The 19,395-nt window shown below is 49.8% G+C and carries 16 protein-coding genes; 4 read left to right on the top strand and 12 right to left on the bottom strand.

The window, feature by feature from the left end; all coding sequences use genetic code 11:
• Nucleotides 1-175: 175 nt before the first annotated feature.
• From bioD to bioB, 4 genes are read right to left on the bottom strand one after another with little or no spacing between them, the layout of a single operon-like run.
• The gene (bioD, locus tag B2Q61_RS09535) at nucleotides 176-850 is read right to left on the bottom strand and encodes a dethiobiotin synthase (RefSeq protein ID WP_290619604.1); all 675 of its coding nucleotides are present in this window, start codon (nucleotides 848-850) and stop codon (nucleotides 176-178) included.
• Entirely contained in the window at nucleotides 840-1,661 is an 822-nt protein-coding gene (locus B2Q61_RS09540) for a methyltransferase domain-containing protein (RefSeq protein ID WP_290619602.1), read from the bottom strand. Before B2Q61_RS09540 ends, bioD begins: the two co-directional genes overlap by 11 nt.
• A complete protein-coding gene (locus B2Q61_RS09545; RefSeq protein ID WP_290619600.1) occupies nucleotides 1,658-2,812 on the bottom strand; it encodes an aminotransferase class I/II-fold pyridoxal phosphate-dependent enzyme in 1,155 nt (384 codons plus the stop codon). The genes B2Q61_RS09540 and B2Q61_RS09545 overlap by 4 nt, the downstream gene beginning before the upstream one ends.
• Before the next feature lie 3 nt (nucleotides 2,813-2,815).
• Nucleotides 2,816-3,865: a biotin synthase BioB gene (gene bioB / locus B2Q61_RS09550; protein WP_290619598.1), complete on the bottom strand. Its 1,050-nt coding sequence runs from the start codon at nucleotides 3,863-3,865 to the stop codon at nucleotides 2,816-2,818.
• Nucleotides 3,866-3,981: 116 nt separating this feature from the next.
• Here bioB and bioA point away from each other — a divergent pair, with 116 nt between their 5' ends.
• The gene (gene bioA, locus B2Q61_RS09555) at nucleotides 3,982-5,259 is read left to right on the top strand and encodes an adenosylmethionine--8-amino-7-oxononanoate transaminase (protein WP_290619596.1); all 1,278 of its coding nucleotides are present in this window, start codon (nucleotides 3,982-3,984) and stop codon (nucleotides 5,257-5,259) included.
• A 15-nt stretch (nucleotides 5,260-5,274) separates the two neighbouring features.
• On the opposite strand, the gene B2Q61_RS09560 is transcribed toward bioA, so the two are convergent.
• The gene (locus B2Q61_RS09560) at nucleotides 5,275-5,658 is read right to left on the bottom strand and encodes a hypothetical protein (RefSeq protein ID WP_290619594.1); all 384 of its coding nucleotides are present in this window, start codon (nucleotides 5,656-5,658) and stop codon (nucleotides 5,275-5,277) included.
• A 103-nt stretch (nucleotides 5,659-5,761) separates the two neighbouring features.
• Between B2Q61_RS09560 and asnS the strand changes: the two genes are divergently transcribed.
• Nucleotides 5,762-7,162 carry an asparagine--tRNA ligase gene (gene asnS / locus B2Q61_RS09565; RefSeq protein WP_290619592.1) on the top strand — a complete coding sequence of 467 codons (1,401 nt, stop codon included), beginning with the start codon at nucleotides 5,762-5,764 and terminating at the stop codon, nucleotides 7,160-7,162.
• A gap of 81 nt (nucleotides 7,163-7,243) precedes the next feature.
• Here the strand turns inward: asnS and B2Q61_RS09570 are convergent, their stop codons facing one another.
• The 4 genes from B2Q61_RS09570 to B2Q61_RS09585 all read right to left on the bottom strand — a co-directional run bounded on the left by B2Q61_RS09570 (nucleotide 7,244) and on the right by B2Q61_RS09585 (nucleotide 12,885).
• Nucleotides 7,244-7,801, bottom strand: coding sequence for an NAD(P)H nitroreductase (locus B2Q61_RS09570; protein ID WP_290619590.1), 558 nt, complete (start codon nucleotides 7,799-7,801; stop codon nucleotides 7,244-7,246).
• A 132-nt stretch (nucleotides 7,802-7,933) separates the two neighbouring features.
• A complete protein-coding gene (locus B2Q61_RS09575; protein ID WP_290619588.1) occupies nucleotides 7,934-9,349 on the bottom strand; it encodes a glycogen synthase in 1,416 nt (471 codons plus the stop codon).
• A gap of 22 nt (nucleotides 9,350-9,371) precedes the next feature.
• A complete protein-coding gene (gene glgC / locus B2Q61_RS09580; RefSeq protein ID WP_290619586.1) occupies nucleotides 9,372-10,610 on the bottom strand; it encodes a glucose-1-phosphate adenylyltransferase in 1,239 nt (412 codons plus the stop codon).
• A gap of 256 nt (nucleotides 10,611-10,866) precedes the next feature.
• Complete coding sequence (locus tag B2Q61_RS09585) at nucleotides 10,867-12,885, bottom strand: NADPH-dependent 2,4-dienoyl-CoA reductase (protein WP_290619584.1); 2,019 nt, start codon at nucleotides 12,883-12,885, stop codon at nucleotides 10,867-10,869.
• A 168-nt stretch (nucleotides 12,886-13,053) separates the two neighbouring features.
• On the opposite strand from B2Q61_RS09585, the gene sppA reads away from it, so the two are divergent.
• Nucleotides 13,054-14,934: a signal peptide peptidase SppA gene (sppA, locus tag B2Q61_RS09590; RefSeq protein WP_290619582.1), complete on the top strand. Its 1,881-nt coding sequence runs from the start codon at nucleotides 13,054-13,056 to the stop codon at nucleotides 14,932-14,934.
• A gap of 67 nt (nucleotides 14,935-15,001) precedes the next feature.
• Nucleotides 15,002-16,054: an asparaginase gene (ansA, locus tag B2Q61_RS09595; RefSeq protein WP_290619581.1), complete on the top strand. Its 1,053-nt coding sequence runs from the start codon at nucleotides 15,002-15,004 to the stop codon at nucleotides 16,052-16,054.
• Here the strand turns inward: ansA and B2Q61_RS09600 are convergent.
• The 3 genes from B2Q61_RS09600 to B2Q61_RS09610 are packed head-to-tail and all read right to left on the bottom strand — an operon-like array spanning nucleotide 16,051 to nucleotide 19,385.
• On the bottom strand, nucleotides 16,051-18,789 hold the full coding sequence (locus tag B2Q61_RS09600; protein WP_290619579.1) for a DUF349 domain-containing protein: 2,739 nt from the start codon (nucleotides 18,787-18,789) through the stop codon (nucleotides 16,051-16,053). The two genes, ansA and B2Q61_RS09600, sit on opposite strands and share 4 nt — an antisense overlap.
• A complete protein-coding gene (locus B2Q61_RS09605; RefSeq protein WP_290619577.1) occupies nucleotides 18,779-19,057 on the bottom strand; it encodes a DUF1315 family protein in 279 nt (92 codons plus the stop codon). The genes B2Q61_RS09600 and B2Q61_RS09605 overlap by 11 nt, the downstream gene beginning before the upstream one ends.
• Before the next feature lie 4 nt (nucleotides 19,058-19,061).
• A complete protein-coding gene (locus tag B2Q61_RS09610; protein ID WP_290619575.1) occupies nucleotides 19,062-19,385 on the bottom strand; it encodes a zinc ribbon domain-containing protein in 324 nt (107 codons plus the stop codon).
• Nucleotides 19,386-19,395: the final 10 nt, after the last annotated feature.

The raw sequence follows: 19,395 nt of genomic DNA on the forward strand, positions 1-19,395 counted from the left end.
TCCAGAATCCCGGCAAACCCTCTTATTGGTTTAAAAATAACGTCGTAAAAAAAGCAGGAGCGAAAGCAGAGCAGAGGATCGCGTCTTCTAACCTTTTCACGATATAGACTGCGTTCTGATAGCGGTAACGAAACTTGCATGAATACTGTTGGCGAGCTTAGCCCCTATTGCGACCTTAAGTCCTGAGCAAATTTCCAACTAACGTCAAACCCAATTGCGTTTGATCATCTGGTTCATAAGGCACAACACCTAAACACGGCGCACCAATGCGTTGCTGTAAATCAGCAATATTTTGCTGTAATAGCGCCATATCCGGGTCGACACAATTGGCGACCCAACCAGCCAATCTACAGCCACTTCGGGCAATTTCCCGCACGGTCAACATGGTATGGTTCAGACAGCCCAGCTTCATCCCCACAATCAATATTACCGGCAGTTGCTGCTCGGCCACCCAGTCTGCCAGATAACGCTCATTGCTTATTGGCAATAGCCAGCCACCAGCACCTTCAATTAGCAGCTGCTTTAGCGGTAACTGCCGCCAAGAGGCCAGTGCCTGGTTTAGTGTTGTTTCATTGATTGGCTGCTGCTCGTTAATCGCCGCCAGATGCGGTGCTACCGGCGCCTGATAGCATATAGGATTAACCACATCATAGGGTAACGCGATACCAGACTGGCGCTGCAACAGTAACGCGTCACTATTTTGCCCCTGATCATTGGAGCCCGCGGCTATTGGCTTTACCCCCGCAGCTGCAAGACCAAGCGCTTTAAAGCCTTGCAATAACATACTGCAGACGTAACTCTTGCCTGCATCTGTATCGGTGCCGGTAATAAAGTAGCAATCAGCTGGCATTTTTGGTTCCTGTGATAAATAACACCTGATAACTGGCCGGCAACCCAAGAGCCGTCCGGTGCTTTTCATACGCAGCTGCCAGCTTTTGCCAGTAGCCTTTGCCAGTTAAACCGGTTGCGCTGCGTCCTGCAACCTGGTTGGCGCCTAAGGCTTTAAGCTCGCGCGCCAAGCTTTGTACATCAGGATAAAACAGTGAGTAGTTTCGTTGCTTAAAATGCCAGCTTACCTGTGGCACGTTGGCAGCAGCTTTCATAAGCTCAGCTTCGGGTAAAAACAACTGGGTATGCGGCTTTTGATCTAACGTAGCAAAGGCACCCTGAAGCTCGATTAACGTTCCCTGCACCAGGGTGGTTATAATCAACTGCCCGCCCGGCGCCAGCACTCTGGCGGCCTCGGCAAATACGGCATCAGGCCTGGGGCACCATTGCAGCATTAAACTGGAAAATACGGCATCAAACTGCGCGGTTTTCAACGGTAGTGCGGCAGCATCAGCCTGAACATAGTTCGTTGCTAAATGTAAACTTTGCGCCTTTTTTAACATACCAGCGCTTAAATCTACGGCGCAAAATTCATTGCAGCGGTTATTTAACTCTGGGTGGATCCAACCCGGACCGCAGCCTAAATCGAGCAATTTATCTTTACGATTAACAGATAGCATACCCAGTGCCGTCAGGGCGACCTGCTGCTGCAAGCGCGCAGCAGGTAGATAGCTATCACAGGCTTTGCCAAAACTATTAGCTACCTGCTTTAAAAACGTGTTTTCGCTTTGGCTCTCAGAGGTGTTTATTGTCGGAGAATTCAGGGACATCATAGCGATAACCGCCTTAACTTCTTTACCAGCATTGCGATATCATCGTCGCTATGCTGACTGCTCAGGGTAATTCTTAACCGGGCACTGCCAACCGGCACCGTCGGTGGTCTGATGGCAGTCAACCAAATTCCGGATTTTTTTAACTGTGAGCTGGCATTCACCGCCTGCTCGCTACTACCCAGTATTACCCCCTGAATAGCCGTACCTGAACTCATCAACGGTAAATCTGCCGCCAGCATTCTGAATTTTTCAATATTGCTATGCAGCTTATCGCGCCGCCAGTGTTCACTGCGACACAGCTCAATACTTTTTAACACCGCAGCACACAGTGCGGGTGATAATCCGGTGCTGTAGATATAGTGGCGGCCAAATTGTTCAATATAATCAATCACCGTTTTGCCAGCACCGAGAAAAGCACCCGCCACCCCCAGCGCTTTGCCAAAATTGGCCATCAGACAAAACAGTTCGCTGTTTTCGATGCCTTGTGCCGGCGCACTGCCCTGACCCTCCGCCCCCTGAACCCCTAAGCCATGCGCATCATCCAGCAACAGTGGCACCTTATGCTGCTGACACAAGCTATGTAGCGCAGCCAGATCAGGGCTGTCACCGTCCATGCTAAATACCCCTTCAGTTACGACCATCGACTGTGGCGCTTGTTGTAACAGTTTTGCTAATGCGTCTATATCGTTGTGGGCAAAGCGCTTCATGCTCGCCGCACTATGCAAAGCTCCGTCAATCAACGAGGCATGGCTGAGTTTATCCAGTAACAGGGTATCTGATTTTGCAGCCAGCACTTGCAACATAGCTTGATTAGCAGCAAAACCGGAGGAAAACAGCAGCACCCGCTCCACACCGAGCCAGTCACTCAGTGTATCGGTCAGTTGGCGGTGTATAGTATGCTGACCGGTGATCAGCGGTGAGCCAGTGCTGCCGGCGCCGTATTTCAGAGCGCCATCGGCATAGGCCTGTAATACCTCTGGGGCGGTTGCCAGTCCCAGATAATCATTGCCGGAAAAATTTAAATACTGCTGGCCGCCTATGGTAATTAAACGGCCGTTATAATGTTCTACGGTTACCGCCTGGCGCAACAGCTGCTGAGCATTGCGTTCAGCAACAGCCTGATGTAACTGCGCCAGTTTTGTCTGCAACATATCTTATTGCGCTGCGTGATACAGCGGGGGGTTGGCTTGCTCATTTAGTGCATCAGCCATCGCCAGCTCGTGTGCTTCGTCCGAAACGTCAGCACGTTGCTCAGGTTTAATGCCAAGTTTAGCGAACAACTGCATATCCGCATTCGCTTCAGGGTTATCGGTGGTCAGCAACTTATCGCCGTAAAATATAGAGTTAGCACCAGCAAAGAAGCACAGCGCCTGCATTTGTTCATTCATTCGTGAGCGACCGGCCGATAAACGAACATGGCTTTGTGGCAGCATAATGCGGGCAACCGCAATGGTGCGGATAAACTCAAAACCGTCTAAGTCTTCGACGTTTTCCAGCGGGGTACCTTTTACTTTAACCAACATATTAATGGGGACACTTTGCGGATGCTCCGGCAGGTTGGCCAGCTGCATTAATAATGCTGAACGATCGTTAGCACTTTCACCTAAACCAACAATACCACCACAGCATACCTTCATGCCGGCATCGCGCACATGACTCAGGGTGTCTAAGCGATCCTGATAGGTACGGGTAGTAATAATTTCACCATAAAACTCAGGTGAGGTATCCAGATTATGGTTGTAGTAATCCAGCCCGGCCTCTGCCAGCGTTTGCGCCTGGCTAGTATCCAGCATCCCCAGGGTCATGCAGGTCTCCAGGCCCATGGCTTTTACGCCCTGTACCATTTCAATAATATAGGGCATATCACGCTGCTTAGGGTTACTCCAGGCCGCCCCCATACAAAAGCGGCTGGCGCCCTGCGATTTTGCTGCAGCGGCCTGAGTCAGTACTTTTTCTACTTCTATCAGGCGCTCACGTTCTAAACCAGTGTTGTAATGGCCGCTTTGCGGGCAATACTTACAATCTTCCGCGCAGGCACCGGTTTTAATTGATAATAAGGTGCTAATTTGCACTTCATTCGGGGTGAAATGTTGGCGATGCACCGTTTGCGCCTGAAATAATAAGTCATTAAATGGCAATGCATAAAGTGCGTTAACTTCAGCGAGAGTCCAGTTGTGGCGAACCTGAGCGGTGACAGCTTGCATAAGGGCGTATCCGTTGTTGTTATCCGGTTTTTGGGCTAGTCTAACCGCCGGTAGCAACTTGTCAACGCCGACCACAACAAAAACTTTACTAATGATTATTTTATGAGCATTGATTTATGACTGTTAACTTAGCGTTTGATCGCGAGCATATCTGGCATCCTTATACCTCAATGTTAAAACCGCTACCGGTATATCCGGTAAGCAGCGCTGAGGGCTGTGAACTTATTCTGGAAAATGGCCAACGCTTAGTGGACGGTACTTCCTCCTGGTGGGCCGCTGCTCACGGTTACAACCATCCGGTGCTTAATGCTGCGGTTACTGAGCAATTACAAAAGATGGCCCATGTTATGTTTGGCGGTATAACCCATCAGCCGGCCGTCAGTTTGTGTCAGCAGCTGGTAGAGATGACCCCGGCAGCATTAACCAAAGTGTTTTTAGCCGACAGTGGCTCGGTAGCAGTAGAAGTAGCCATTAAAATGGCATTGCAGTACTGGCTGGCAAGTAGCACGCCACAAAAAACCAAACTGATCAGCCTGCGTAAGGGCTATCACGGTGATACCTTTGCTGCCATGGCCGTGTGTGATCCGGTAGAGGGTATGCACGATATGTTTAACGGCATTTTAAACCAGCATTTTTTTCTGCCGCCTCCGGCAAGTGCTTTTGATGCGGACTTTAATCCGGCAGACATGGCTCCATTGACAGCTTTACTGGAACAAGAGCATCAGCAAATCGCTGCGCTTATTCTGGAACCGATTGTTCAGGGCTACGGCGGCATGCGTTTTTACCACCCCGATTATTTACGCCAGGCCCGCATTTTGTGCGATCAATACCAGGTACTGCTGATTGCCGATGAAATTGCTACCGGCTTTGGCCGTACCGGTAAATTATTTGCCTGCGAACATGCGTCTGTCACGCCTGATATTATGTGCTTAGGCAAGGCCTTAAGCGGCGGTTACATTACGCTGGCGGCTACCCTTTGCACAGATGAAGTCGCGCGGGGTATCAGCCAGAGCGCTGCTGGCGGCTTAATGCATGGCCCGACCTTTATGGCTAATCCCCTGGCATGTGCAGTGGCCAATGCCAGCGTTGAGCTAATTCGTCAGAACCACTGGCCTGCCCAGGTAGCAGCAATGGCGCAGCAGCTTAAGCAAGAGCTGGCTCCTTGTCAGGCGCTGCCAGCAGTGAAAGATGTCAGAGTGTTAGGCGCCATTGGCGTGCTGGAAATGCAGCAGAAGGTTGATGTCGCCAGGTTACAGCAGCAATTCGTTGAACTGGGCGTTTGGGTCCGGCCTTTTAACAACCTGATTTATATAATGCCGCCGTTTATTATCAGCGCGGCACAGTTAACCAGGCTAACAAGTGCCATGGTAACAGTGGCCCGGACTTGCAGTTAGTATGTTCGGGCAAACTTAGCGCAAAATATAAAACAGCATGCCACTGGCGCTTAGCAGCAACAAAATAATATTAAAATGTAAATGATCGCTGCGCCGTTTCAGACGCATTCTGTTAAGTACTAAACTGACCATACTCACGACTACACTACCCCATAACAGATACACTAACCAAAAGGTGAGCCGTGGCCGCCAATAATCACGAATATCCAGCCCCAGATAACGTACCAGACCCGAATCCATTTCCGGTCTGGCATAGTGGCTGACAACAAGTGCGGCGAAAAATAATAGCCAGGCAATAATGGCCACATATTTAAATGCCCGGCGAAGTAAGTCGGGTCCTTCCCTACGCTCAAAGTCCGGGCCGCCTTTATCCGGTCCTGCCTTATTATATGCGGTCATTTTTGGCTTCCTTCCAACTTTTACTTGTTTTCAGCTTCTGGCAAAGTATGATTACAACTTTCATAAATATAGCCTAGTTATAACACCATCTGGAGTTTGTTGCATGACGCATGCCGTAGTTAAAGATGTGTTGGCCGGTAAGTACGACACCGGTTCACAGATCACTGTTAAAGGCTGGATCCGCACCCGGCGCGATTCCAAAGCCGGTATTTCTTTTTTAGCTGTGCACGATGGCAGCTGCTTTGATGCGGTGCAGGCCGTAGTGCCGTCAGATCTGGCTAATTATGAAAATGAGATAAAGCGTTTAACCACTGCCTGTTCAGTTATCGTAAATGGCACAGTGGCGCGCTCTGAAGGCCAGGGCCAGGCTTTTGAAATTCAGGCCCAAACCGTCACTGTAGTTGGCTGGGTGGAAAACCCTGATACTTACCCGATGGCGCCAAAACGACATAGTATGGAATACCTGCGCGAACATGCTCATCTGCGGCCACGCACTAATGTTATGGGTGCCGTCACCCGGGTTCGCCACTGCTTAGCCCAGGCCGTGCACCGGTTTTTCCATGAACAGGGCTATTTCTGGATCAGTACTCCTATCATTACCGGTTCAGATACTGAGGGCGCCGGCGAAATGTTCCGGGTCAGTACCCTGGATCTGGAAAACCTGCCGCGCACTGATAAAGGCAAAGTAGATTACAGCGAAGATTTCTTTGGTAAAGAAACCTATCTGACCGTATCCGGCCAGTTAAATGGTGAAACCTACGCCTGCGCCATGTCAAAAATATATACCTTCGGCCCAACCTTCCGGGCTGAAAATTCCAATACCAGCCGTCACCTGGCGGAGTTCTGGATGATTGAACCGGAAGTCGCCTTTGCTGAACTGAAAGATATCGCCCAGCTGGCTGAAGATATGCTGAAGTATGTCTGTAAGGCCGTGCTGACTGAGCGCGCCGACGATATGGCCTTTTTTGCTGAGCGTATCGATCCGACAGCCGTTACCCGCTTACAAAAGCTGGTTGACTCGTCTTTCGTGCGGATGGATTACACTGATGCCATTGAGATTTTAAAAACCTGTGGCAAAAGCTTCCAGTATCCGGTGGAATGGGGTGTCGATTTACAGTCTGAACACGAGCGGTACCTGGCAGAAGAGCATGTCGGCGCACCTATTATTATGCAAAACTACCCGAAAGACATTAAAGCGTTTTATATGCGCTTAAATGACGACGGTAAAACGGTGGCCGCAATGGACGTACTGGCACCGGGTATTGGCGAAATTATCGGTGGCAGCCAGCGGGAAGAGCGGCTGGAGCACTTTGACAAGCGGCTCGATGAAATGGGTCTGAATAAAGAAGACTACAGCTGGTATCGTGACCTGCGTCGCTATGGCACGGTGCCGCATGCAGGTTTTGGTCTGGGCTTTGAGCGCCTGGTTTCCTATGTTACCGGTGTGGGTAATGTGCGTGATGTTATCGCCTTCCCACGTACCCCTGGCAACGCTGAGTTTTAATAAGCTGGTTGCAGCTGTAAAACAAACCCGCCATTGGCGGGTTTGTTTTTTATTACGTTGTCGTTTTACTGCTGGTGGCTATTAAAAGTAACTAAAAAACGCCTCCGGATCCGGATCATTACGCGCCGGTGCATTATTTGCTGCAGTTCCTAAATATAAAAAGCCCACAATTTCATCGTCTTCACCGACATCAAGCGATTGTTTAACAAAATCTTGCTGAGCATAACTGCCGGTACGCCAAATGCCCCCAAAACCCTGGGCAAACGCTGCCTGCTGCATCGCCATTACCGCACAGGCTGCCGATTGCACCTGCTCATGACCGGGAACCTTCGGGTGCTCGGTAACTTTGGCGATACACACAATCACCATGGGTGCGCGCAGTGGCAACTGCCTGGCGCGTTCATGCATCTCCGGCGAAATGCCAGGCGCATCTTCGATGGCAGCCTCTGCAAATACATCGCCTAACCGATTCAACGGCTCTTTACCGGTAACGATAACAAACCGCCATGGCCGCAAACCACCATGATCAGGTACTTTAAGTGCTGCCCTTTTGATCAACTCCAGCGCGTCGCCAGCAGGAGCCGGCTCAGTTAACCGTGGCGTGGAATATCGTGTTGTCAGTAACGTCAACGCATCCATAACTCAACCTCTTTCAATAACTCTGTTGTCAGGCTAGCAAACTTTATTCATTTAGCACATGTCAAAATTTGTTTAGCGAGCTGTTTGCTCAGTCACTGGCCACAATGTCGATTTTAACAGCGATATCACCGGTTATTGCTTACTCACTAACGTCTGAACCGCCTGCTGATACAACGCCAGGTATTGCTCAAAGGCTGCTGTCCAACTAAAATTCTGGGCCATGGCACACTGCTGCACTTTTTTATAGGCGCTTTTGTCCTGATACAGGGTCAGTGCCTGGCGCAACGCTTCGAGCAGCGCCTCAGGAGTGGGCTCAACAAAACCGATGCCAGTTGCCTTATTATCAGGCCAGGGTACAACAGTATCTTTTAAACCGCCGGTTAACCGCACCAGTGGCAAGCTGCCATAACGTAAACTGTATAACTGATTTAAGCCACAAGGCTCAAATAAACTTGGCATCAGGAAAAAGTCCCCCGCCGCTTCCACCTGATGGGCTAACTGTTCATTAAAGCCTTCGATAAAACGAAATTTATCCGGAAACGTTACCGTTAGCTGATGCAACTGCTGGCAATAGTGTGCTTCACCGCTGCCAACTACGATAACCTGCAACGGATAATTAGCCAGCAGATACTTAAGAGCCGGGATCATTATATCGTAACCTTTCTGGCCGGTGACCCGGCTAACGGCAACCATTAACGGTAAGCCGGCTTCGGCTAACTGGTACTGTTGCTGCAGCTGTTGTTTGCACGTTGCTTTACCCGCTAAATCAGCAGCATCATAGTTTGCCGGCAAAGCAGTGTCGGTCGCCGGGTTCCACAGCTGGTAATCACAGCCATTTAAAATGCCGCTGAAATCTTCCCTGCGCTGTTGATACCAGGCTGCCAGGCCATTAGCTGCCGGTTCCGTTAATAACTCGTCCCGATAACCCTGGCTGACAGTATTAATTTTCGTCGCATACTGCAGCGCTATCTGTAAAAAGTTAACGCTGTTGCCATGCGAGGGTAAATCGAGCTGCGCTGCCCAATCTGGCGCAGATTGCTGCTGATACGCGCCATTGTGAATGGTAAATACAAAAGGTGTTGCCGCAAGCTCTGGCTGCTGCCGGTAGTAATTTGCCAGATAAAATGCGGCCGGTGCAGTTTGCCAGTCGTGACCATGCAGCACATCAAATGCCGGCTGGGTGGTGCACCACTGGAGTACAGCTTTACAGAAAAATGCAAAGCGCAGCGGGTTATCCGGATAGCCCTGCGCGCCATCATCATAAGGCCGGGCTCTGGCATAAAAATCATGATGCTCTACCAGATACACGGTTACCCCGGCAACCTCAGTCTGGCGCACTGCGCAGCCAAAGCGCTTGCCGCCAAGATCAACAAACACTGATTGTTCGCCGCGGGTTGGTACCTGATAAAGCGAGCCGTATCTGGGTAAAATTACACTAACCTGATGGCCTGCCGCCAGTAAGCTACTGGCCAGGCCACGACAGGCATCCGCCAGCCCGCCGGTTTTTATCAGCCCCTCATATTCACTACAAATAAACAGAATACGCAACACAAAATCCTTAGCTATTTACTCAGACGTCATCAAAACCAATCTTGGCCCCTTTAGGGATCACGACCACTCCACCGGGTGAGATATGAAAGCGGGCTTTATCCTGCACCGGATCTTCGCCGATAATGGTGCCCGGAGCAATTTTCACGTCTTTATCAATAATCGCCCGGCGAATGCGACAGCCCCGGCCAATGTCGTTGTTCCCCATCAATACACACTTTTCAATATAACTGTGACTGTGCACATGGACGTTGTAACCCAGGATAGACTGATAGACGATAGCGCCACTGACAATACAGCCCGAGGCCACCATAGAGCTTATCGCCTGGCCGGTGCGGTTAGTTTCATCATGCACGAACTTAGCCGGTGGCATTGGCGGTGTATAGCTGCGTAGCGGCCAGTAACGGTTATAGACATCAAATGGCGGGTTAATCGAGATTAAGTCCATATTGGCTTCATAGTAAGAATCTATGGTGCCAACATCGCGCCAGTAGCCAGCACTGCTTTCTGACTCGCCGCGAATACGGTTGCTGGAAAAGTCGTAGACATAGACTTCGCCCTGCGGATACAAGCCCGGAATAATATTGTGGCCAAAGTCATGTTTCGAGTCAGCAACTTTGGCATCTGCTTCGAGCACCTCGACTAAACACGGTGCTTCAAAAATATAGTTACCCATCGACGCCAGCACAAAATCCGGCCGGCCCGGAATGGTTTTCGGATTGCTTTTCGGTTTCTCTTCAAAGCCAATCATTTTGCCGTGCTCATCAACCTCGATAACGCCAAACTCATGGGCCTGACTAACCGGTACCGGTATCGCCGCCACGGTAAGCTTGGCTTTGTTATGACGGTGAAAATCGAGCATTTGCCGCACATCCATCTTATAAATATGGTCGCCACCAAATACGCAAACGTGCTCCGGATCCAGGCCTTCAATTAGGTGCAGGTTCTGATAAATGGCATCAGCAGTGCCTAGATACCAATGTTTACCGGTTTGCATCTGGGCCGGTATCGGGTCGATAAAACGGTTGGTTAAGCCACTTACCCGCCAGGCGCGGCCTAAGTGCTTCATTAGCGAGTGCGATTTAAACTGAGTAATCACAAAAATCTGCAATAAGTCAGAATTTACAAAGTTGTTTAAAACAAAATCGACAATCCGATAGTTTCCGCCAAATGGCACAGCCGGTTTAGCGCGAATGCCGGTAAGCGGCGCCAGACGGGTCCCCTCGCCTCCGGCCAGTACCATGGTTAACACACCTGACATAAAGACTCCCTGTAATGACTTTGTATATATAGATCTAATACCACGATAGCAGCATTAACAAATAAAGCACCAGAAAAGTGACTTGCCAATAGCAAAATCAGACTTAAGTCGGTGATCTTTCGCCATACCATGGCCAGCAATAGATTTTAACGGCGGGAAACGAAAATTGGGTTACAGCAAGATGACAAAATAAAACCGCACCATGTTGGTGCGGCTTGATCAATAGAAAGCAGCCAAGCTTGAAAAAGGTAAGCGGCTAAATGCTTGCAGCCAGTTCTGCGCCCTGACGGATGGCGCGTTTTGCGTCTAACTCTGCTGCGACATCGGCGCCGCCAATCAGATGATTAGTAATGCCACGCTCGGTTAAGCCTTGCTGTAATTCCCGTAGCGGTACCTGGCCAGCACAGATAATAACATTATCGACATCCAGACAACGCTCTTCACCACCAATTTCCAGCCACAAGCCGCTGTCATCTACCCGCAGATAATTAACGCCGCCCATCGACTCGACGCCTTTATTCTTCAGCGACGCGCGGTGGGTCCAGCCGGTGGTTTTACCTAAACCTGCGCCCACTTTGCTGGTTTTACGCTGCATTAAATAGATTTTTCGTTGTGCCGGCACTGGCAAGCTGCTGGGTAACAAAGCGCCACGGCCTGCATAACTTTTATCAACACCCCACTCTTTTAACCAGGCATCAGGCTGCAACGTTAACGAATGCTCTTCAGTCAGGTATTCAGCCACATCAAAGCCAATGCCGCCGGCACCAATAATGGCAACATTTTTACCGACCGACTTATGGTCACGCAGTACCTCGACATAACTCAGCACTTTTGGGTGGTCCTGCCCTGGCAGGGCAATATCGCGCGGCAATACACCGGTTGCCAGGATCACCTCATCAAAACCTGCTTCTGCCAGCGATTCGGCGGTTTGCTCAGAATTTAGATGTAACTTAATGGCATGTAATTCCAGCATCCGGCCAAAATAACGCAGGGTTTCATAAAACTCTTCTTTGCCCGGAATTTGTTTGGCGTAGTTAAACTGGCCACCAATTTGATGCGATTTATCAAACAAGTGCACCTGGTGGCCACGCTGCGCTGCATACACACTAAAGGCTAAACCAGCAGGGCCCGCCCCGACCACCGCCAGTTTTTTCGGTATTGCGGCAGCGGTAAAATTAAGCTCGGTTTCATAACAGGCTCTGGGGTTAACCAGACAACTGGCCCTTTTGTTCTGAAACACATGGTCCAGACACGCCTGGTTACAGGCAATACAGGTATTAATTAAATCGGCGTTGTCAGCAGCGGCTTTGTTCACAAAATCGGCATCGGCTAAAAACGGCCGTGCCATACACACCATATCGGCCTGACCGTTGGCCAGAATATCTTCCGCAACCTGTGGGTCGTTAATCCGGTTGGTGGCAATTACCGGAATGCTCAGCTCCTTTTTCACCCGCTCGGTGATCCAGCTAAAGGCGGCGCGCGGCACCCGGGTGGTAATGGTCGGCACCCGGGCTTCATGCCAGCCAATACCGGTATTGATCAAAGTGGCTCCGGCTTCTGCTATCGCTTTACCGAGCTCGATAACCTCTTCAAAGGTATTACCGTCCTCCACTAAATCGAGCATCGACAAGCGATAAATTATAATAAAATCATTACCGCACTGCTCGCGCACCGCTTTTACCGTTTCAATGGCAAAGCGGCTGCGGTTGGCAAAGCTGCCACCCCACTCATCCTGACGCCTGTTAGTGCGCTGACAGACGAACTGATTAATTAAATAGCCTTCCGAGCCCATTACCTCAACCCCGTCGTAACCGGCTTTTTTTGCCAGCTTCGCGGCATAGGCAAAGTCTTTAATGGTGCCGGTGACTTGCCGCTTTGACATCTCGGCAGGCTTAAAGGGGGTAATGGGCGATTTAATTTTGCTCGGCGCCACATTAAAAGGATGATAACCGTAACGACCGGCATGCAGCAGCTGTAAGCAAATCTTGGCATCATGCTGATGCACCGCTGCAGTTACCTGACAATGTTTTTTAACCTGCCACCAGTGGCTAAGCTGGCTGCCAAACGGCACCAGATTACCGCGAAAGTTGGGGCTGATGCCGCCGGTAATAATCAGGCCCACGCCCCCTTTGGCGCGTTCAGCGTAAAATGCCGCCAGCTTGGCAAAGCCATCTTTCTCTTCTTCCAGGCCGGTATGCATCGAACCCATAATCACCCTGTTTTTCAGGGTTGTAAAACCTAAATCCAGTGGTTGTAATAATTTTTGATATGCCACCGCAGCCTCTCTGGTCGTACCTGTTAAATAGGAAGAATGTAGCCGCTTTGGCTATCGATAGCAAGTGCTAAACATTTACTTACAAATTGCATTTAGTCTTTGTCGGCAAATTGGTTAGCATAGCAGGATTACCATAATACTATTTTGTAATCTATACAGGAATTTACTATGTCTGAACCACGAAAAGGTCTTATACGCCGCTTTTTTGGCGCTATCTGGAAGGTTTTTAAAGCCTTCAAAGCCGTTGTGCTTAATCTGCTGTTTATCTTTATCGTCGCCATTGTGTTGGTTGCCATGTTCAGTGGTGAAGACGAAGTAAAAATTGCCGATACGGCCGCCCTGGTCCTTAACTTGAATGGCGATTTGGTAGAAGAGAAGCGCTGGGTTGACCCCTTTGCCAGCGCAATAAATGAAAGTCTGGGTGCGGGCGAAGAGTTACCAGAGATCCTGGTATCGGACGTGGTTAAAGTGATAGAAACGGCCACTACTGATAATCGGATCCAGGCGATGGTGCTTGATGTATCCGGTTTGGGCGCTGCCTCGCTGGATAAAATGCAGCGGGTGGGTGTCGCCATTGACGACTTTAAAGCCGCTGGTAAAAAAGTGTTCAGCCACGGTGCCTACTACGGCCAGACTCAGTATTACCTGGCCAGCTACGCCGATGAAATCAGCTTAAGCCCAATGGGCGCGGTGATCCTCGAAGGTTATGGCAGCTACCCGATGTACTATAAGGACGCCTTAGAGAAACTGAAAATAAATACTCATGTATTCCGGGTGGGGACTTACAAATCTGCTGTAGAACCTTTTTTACGCAGTGATATGTCTGAAGCAGCCAAAGAAGCTAATGTTGCCTGGTTATCTGGCCTATGGGATAGTTATAAGCAAGATGTCAGCGCCCGCCGTGGTTTTGCCATCAGTAACTTTGATGAAACCTACGAAGCATTATTCCAGAAATTACAGGCCGCTGATGGTGACACCGCCAAGTATGCTGTCGATAACGGTTTTGCAGATAACCTGGCAACCCTGGAACAGTTCCGGCAGAAGCTAATTGATATTGTTGGTGAAAACGATAAACATGTTTATAACCATGTGGGTTTTGCTGATTATGCCAAGTACGCCATTGCCAACACTAACTTTGTTAATCCGTTAACGTCGAAAGTGGCGGTAGTGGTCGCACGCGGCATGATAGTCGATGGCAGTGCTAAGGCTGGAACTATAGGTGGTGATTCAACCGCGGCATTACTGCGTAAAGCGCGCTACGACGATAAAGTGAAAGCCGTTGTATTGCGAATTGACAGCGGCGGCGGCAGTGCCTTTGCTTCTGAAGTAATTGGCCAGGAAATTACCCTGCTGCGTGAAGCCGGCAAACCGGTTATCGCATCGATGGGAGCAGTTGCCGCCTCAGGGGGTTACTGGATAGCAGCTCCTGCCAATGAAATCTGGGCCTCACCTACTACCATTACCGGTTCAATAGGTATTTTTGGCTTGCTGCATACTCTTGAGAACTCTTTAGGTGCACTGGGCTTAAATGTTGACGGTGTTGGCACCACTGAACTGGCAGGTTTATCTTCGGGCTTACCGCTTTATCAGGGGCTGAATAACAGAGCAAAGGATATTTTCCAGCTACTGATTGAACGCGGTTATACCGAGTTTTTAACCATGGTGGCCAGCAACCGCAATATGTCAATATCTGAAGTTGATGCCGTGGCACAAGGCCGGGTATGGACAGGTAATACTGCGCTTGAGCTGGGCTTGGTAGATAAGCTGGGCACCTTCGACGATGCTGTTGCCGCAGCTGCAGAGAAAGCAGGCCTGGATAACTATGATGTTCAGGTAATTACCCAGGAGCTAACCCCTACCGAGCAAATGCTCAAAGAGTTGTTTGGCACCGCGCAGGCCAATGGCTGGTTACCGCAGGTGCAAGCCTCGCCAGAACAGTTGATGTTGCAGCGGGTAGGCAAACATTTGCGTAAGGATTTTGTTATTCTGAACCAGTTTAATGATCCAAATGGTATTTATTCGTACTGTGTAACCTGCAGCATTAACTGACAGATACCCCAATCTCTATTACAATGCCCGCCATCTTGCGGGCATTTTTTTTGGGATCGTTGCCTTAATGAACAACACAAATGAACAAAAGACCTCAGGCAGAAAACGTATTTATGTCGCTTATACCGGTGGTACTATAGGTATGCAGCAATCCAGCCAGGGATTTGTGCCGATACCGGGTTTTTTATCGGCAACAGTAAAAAAAATGCCAGAGTTCTTTCATCCCGATATGCCACTGTTTGACATTCATGAGTATCACCCGGTTATCGACTCTTCTGACATGACACCGGCCCACTGGCAACATATTGCCAATGATATTCAGCAACATTACCAGCACTACGATGGCTTTGTCGTGCTCCATGGTACCGATACCATGGCGTATACCGCATCAGCACTGTCTTTTATGCTGGAAAACCTGCAAAAGCCCGTTATTATCACCGGCTCGCAAATACCGCTGGCACAGTTGCGCTCTGATGGTCAGGTTAATTTATTAAATGCGTTATACCTGGCCGCTAACTACCCTATTGCTGAGGTCTCATTATTTTTTAACAACCAGCTATTTCGCGGCAACCGCGCCACCAAGGCCGATGCTGATGGTTTTAATGCCTTTGCCTCGCCAAACTTTTTACCCTTGCTTGAAGCGGGCATTAATATCGATCTGATCGAAGGTAAGGTAAGCCCGGTCGAAGGGCAGATTTCGGATTTACAGGTAGCTGCCATCACTCCGCAACCAATTAGTGTGGTCACGTTGTATCCGGGGATCAGTACTGACGTGATCAGTAATATGCTGCATTCGCCAGTGCGGGCACTCATCATAAAATCATTCGGGGTAGGTAATGCTCCACAGCGGCCAGAGTTACTAAAGGTATTACAGGGTGCCACTGAACGTGGCCAGATCCTGGTTAACTGTACCCAATGTTTTAAAGGCAAGGTAAATATGGATGGTTATGCCACCGGTAATGCCTTGAAAACCAGTGGCGTAATTAGCGGCTATGATATGACATTGGAAGCCACGCTGACTAAGCTGCATTACTTGCTGAGCCAGCCGTTAGATGCCAGCCAGATCCGTAAGAAAATGCAGCAGAACTTACGCGGCGAGCTAACAAATCAGGGCGTTTAGCGCCCCAGAAAGAGTGCTTTTAGCCGTTCAACCAAGGGAAGCTCGGCCTCAGCCACAGGTCCGAAAGCCAGCCAGTGTTTTAACAGACTGTGTTTGTCGGTTACTTCACCCGCGTTGTGTTTCAGAGTTAGCAAGGTGAGTTGCACCTGCTGACGCTCGGTGCGCTCGCGCTCAGGACCTGATACCTCGCTGATGATTTCCATTGCCTGCGTTAACCCCTTGCGATCAAGCCCCAGGGCACCTGCCAGTTCAGGCTGTGGTTTAAATTGCTGTGGCCAGTTATCGCTACTGCAATCGACCTGATCTAAGCAGCTAAACAGCGTGTTAAGATCGTGCTGTGCAACCTGACTGGCTTGTTGCTCGATTAGTGCCTGTAATTGCTGGCGCAAATTGTCCCGCTGCTTGCGCGCCGTGGCAATGACCCCAACATCCAGCTGGTGCAATTGCTCGTTTATTGCCTGCAACTCGCTACTGCTACTGGCAGGGGTTAACGCTTGCACTGCCTGCGCAATTTCGCTTAGCGCAATACTCAGTGCCTGCTCCTGAACTAGCTGCTGTTGTTGTTGCTCAGCAAAAACTGCCTGGCGCTGGCTGAAGAAATCATCACAGACTTTACGAAACTGCTGCCAGAGTTGCTGATCAAGCTTTTTACCTGCATAGCCCAGCGGTTTCCAGCGCTGCTGCAGCTCTTTAAGTATTTTACTGGTTTGGTTACTATCGCTAAGCGCCACGGCGGCTTTAGCTTCATTCAGCAGTGCTTGTTTTTGTTCAGCAACCTGTTGCTGAAATTCAGCAGCCCTGTCTTTCAGCTCGCTCAGTGCTGCTTGAAAACGTTGCTGCAGGCTAACATAGTCCTGGCGCTTAACCGGTCCGGCTTGCTGCCAGGCCTGCGTCAGGGATTTTAAACCACTTTCCAGGGTTGCAGCATCTGGTTGCGCTGCAGCTAACTGTGTCAGCTCACCAATGATCCGCTCACGCTCCGTTACATTTGCGGCTTTTATGGCATCCTGTTCGGCAAAATAAACCCGGCATGGCGCATAGGCCTGCTCACAGGCAGTATCAAAGGCGGTATTTAATTCAGTGTCCTGCTCAGCGCCGGCTTTACCAAAACTGCCCCATTGCTGGCGGGCTTGTTTTACCTGCTCAGCCCGTGCCGGAATATCAGTTGGCTCAGTCAGAGCGAGCTGCTGCATGTGCGTCAGAGCTTCCTGTTTACGAGGCGTTGCAATATATTCCTGCCAGTCTGCCAGTTCGCTGATCCGGCTACTGGCCAACTGGTAATCTGCAGCCAGCTTTTGGTGTTCAGCCTGATTTAACGCAGCATAATCGGCGCTGATACCCTTGAATAAACCAAATAATACTTTGTAGCGGCCTTGTTGATCCAGTCGTTTGAACTGGGCAATTTTACTACGGCACTGTCGCACTGCGCGCTCAGCTTGACTGTTAGCATCAGCAAGGGCCTGTTGCCATTGTTGCTGTAATTGCTGCTTTGCTGCCACCACTTGTTCGGGTACTGCCAGGGGTAAATTAGCAGTAATATCGCGCCAGTGACGTTTATACGCTTGCAATTGCGCTTTTGCGGCGTCCAGCTCAGCCGGATCGTTTGGCACCGGCTGCGCCGCCCAATCACTAACTAAACGCGACGCCTGACTTAACTTTTCAGCAGTTTGCGGTAAATGGGTTAGCTGATTTGCCAGCGTGCTATGCTGCTGCAATAAGCGTTGACGCTGCGCCTCATTTAATTGGTTAGATTGAGTTATCTGCTCGGCAATCGTGTTCAGCTGCTCGCCCACAGCTTGTGCCGTACTGATATCAACAATCGCTAAAGCATCACTTAACTGACTGCTTACCTGACCAAGTGCCTCGGTAAATTGTCTGGCCTGTTGCGCTTCTGCTGCCAGCCGGGCGGCTTCAGCCTGAGCCAGGGCCAGCTGCTGTAATTGTGGCGCCAGCCAGCTTTCCAGTTTTTCAATCAATTGCTGATATTTATCGCTGATCCCAGCCGCTTCCGCCACCGGCAGGCAGCCTAGCTGAGCAGAGCAGTGCAGCCACTCGCTTTGCAATTCGGTAAGTTGCGCCGGGATCTCAGCCGCGCTAAAACGCTCGCGCAACGCATTTAACCGGGCCAATAGTAAGGTGATTTCTTTGCGTAACTTTGCCGGTCGTTGCTGTTGTTCAGTTAGTAAGGTTAACTTTTGCTCCAGCTGTTGAGCGAGTTCACCACTGAGCACTTTGCTCAGTTTCTCCAGCTGTTTAGAATCATCCAGTTGCGCCAGCAATTGCTGTTTTTGGGCAATGGTAAGTACCGTGCCGGTCAGCGCTTTTGCATTAAGCTCGGGCCGGTTTAAGCGCTGCAATACGATAAATAAAATTTCAGCGTCAGTTTCCTGTTCGGCCAACTGCTCCAGCAAGGTAGTGCGGTTACACTGGGCAATAAACTGGCGTTTTAGCTGGCTGCTAATTTGCTGTGTTAACAGCATCAGAAGCAGTTGTTGCTCTGCCTGCTGACGCAGGCGGTCATTACTGTCCTGCTTACTGGCTTGCCACCACAATGAGAAATCGTTCAGGTGTTCCAGCGCGCTGCGGCGAACCACTTCGCTGCTGTCGTTAAATGCCAGCTCGTGTAAAATTTCTTTATGCTCGCGCTGGCCGGCAGACAGGCTGGCAATAGCTTGCTCGCGCACAACATGGTCTGGATGTTGCCACTTCGGTTTAAACCAATTCTTAAATATCATCGTGTCCGAACCTTGCTATTGCATCATTATTAAATTGCTTCTTAAGTTCAGCTTTCGATTTTTGGATCAGCTGACCGTCGGCGCCTACTGTAAATAATTCGTCTGATTTGAGCACCGTGGCCTGATATGCCAGTACCAGTTGCAGCGTTTGGGCTTTTTGCTGTTCAGTTAACACATTGCCATCGGCCCAGCGCCCGGTGGCAACGGCATCAGCCAGTTTTTGATAGGTCTCAGGCGCCATTGCGCTAACCAGGGCTTTAAAATCCATAGGGTTATTTTCGCTTTAATAAAATAATTCGGGCACGGCAAACCACGTACCAGCAAAATCCGAAGCCAATCGCGGCGTTGGATAAATACTGGTTATAGCTGTGATTAACTGGCTGCCACCAGTACAAAATGCCAAAGCCACCTAAAAACAATACCATTGCCAGCATTGACTGGTTCATCAGTGATTGCATTTTACGGTTTTTCTTATCCCGTTCGATAGCTGCCAGTTGCTCCGGCGTGTTACTGGTAAGATCGCCGCCACATTTACTGCAGCTAGCGGCTTTATCAGAGATACGTTGCCCACAGTACGGGCAGGAAATAATGGCCATAATACTTTGC

Source organism: Arsukibacterium sp. UBA5043 (assembly GCA_002415085.1).
GTDB lineage: Bacteria > Pseudomonadota > Gammaproteobacteria > Enterobacterales > Alteromonadaceae > Alishewanella.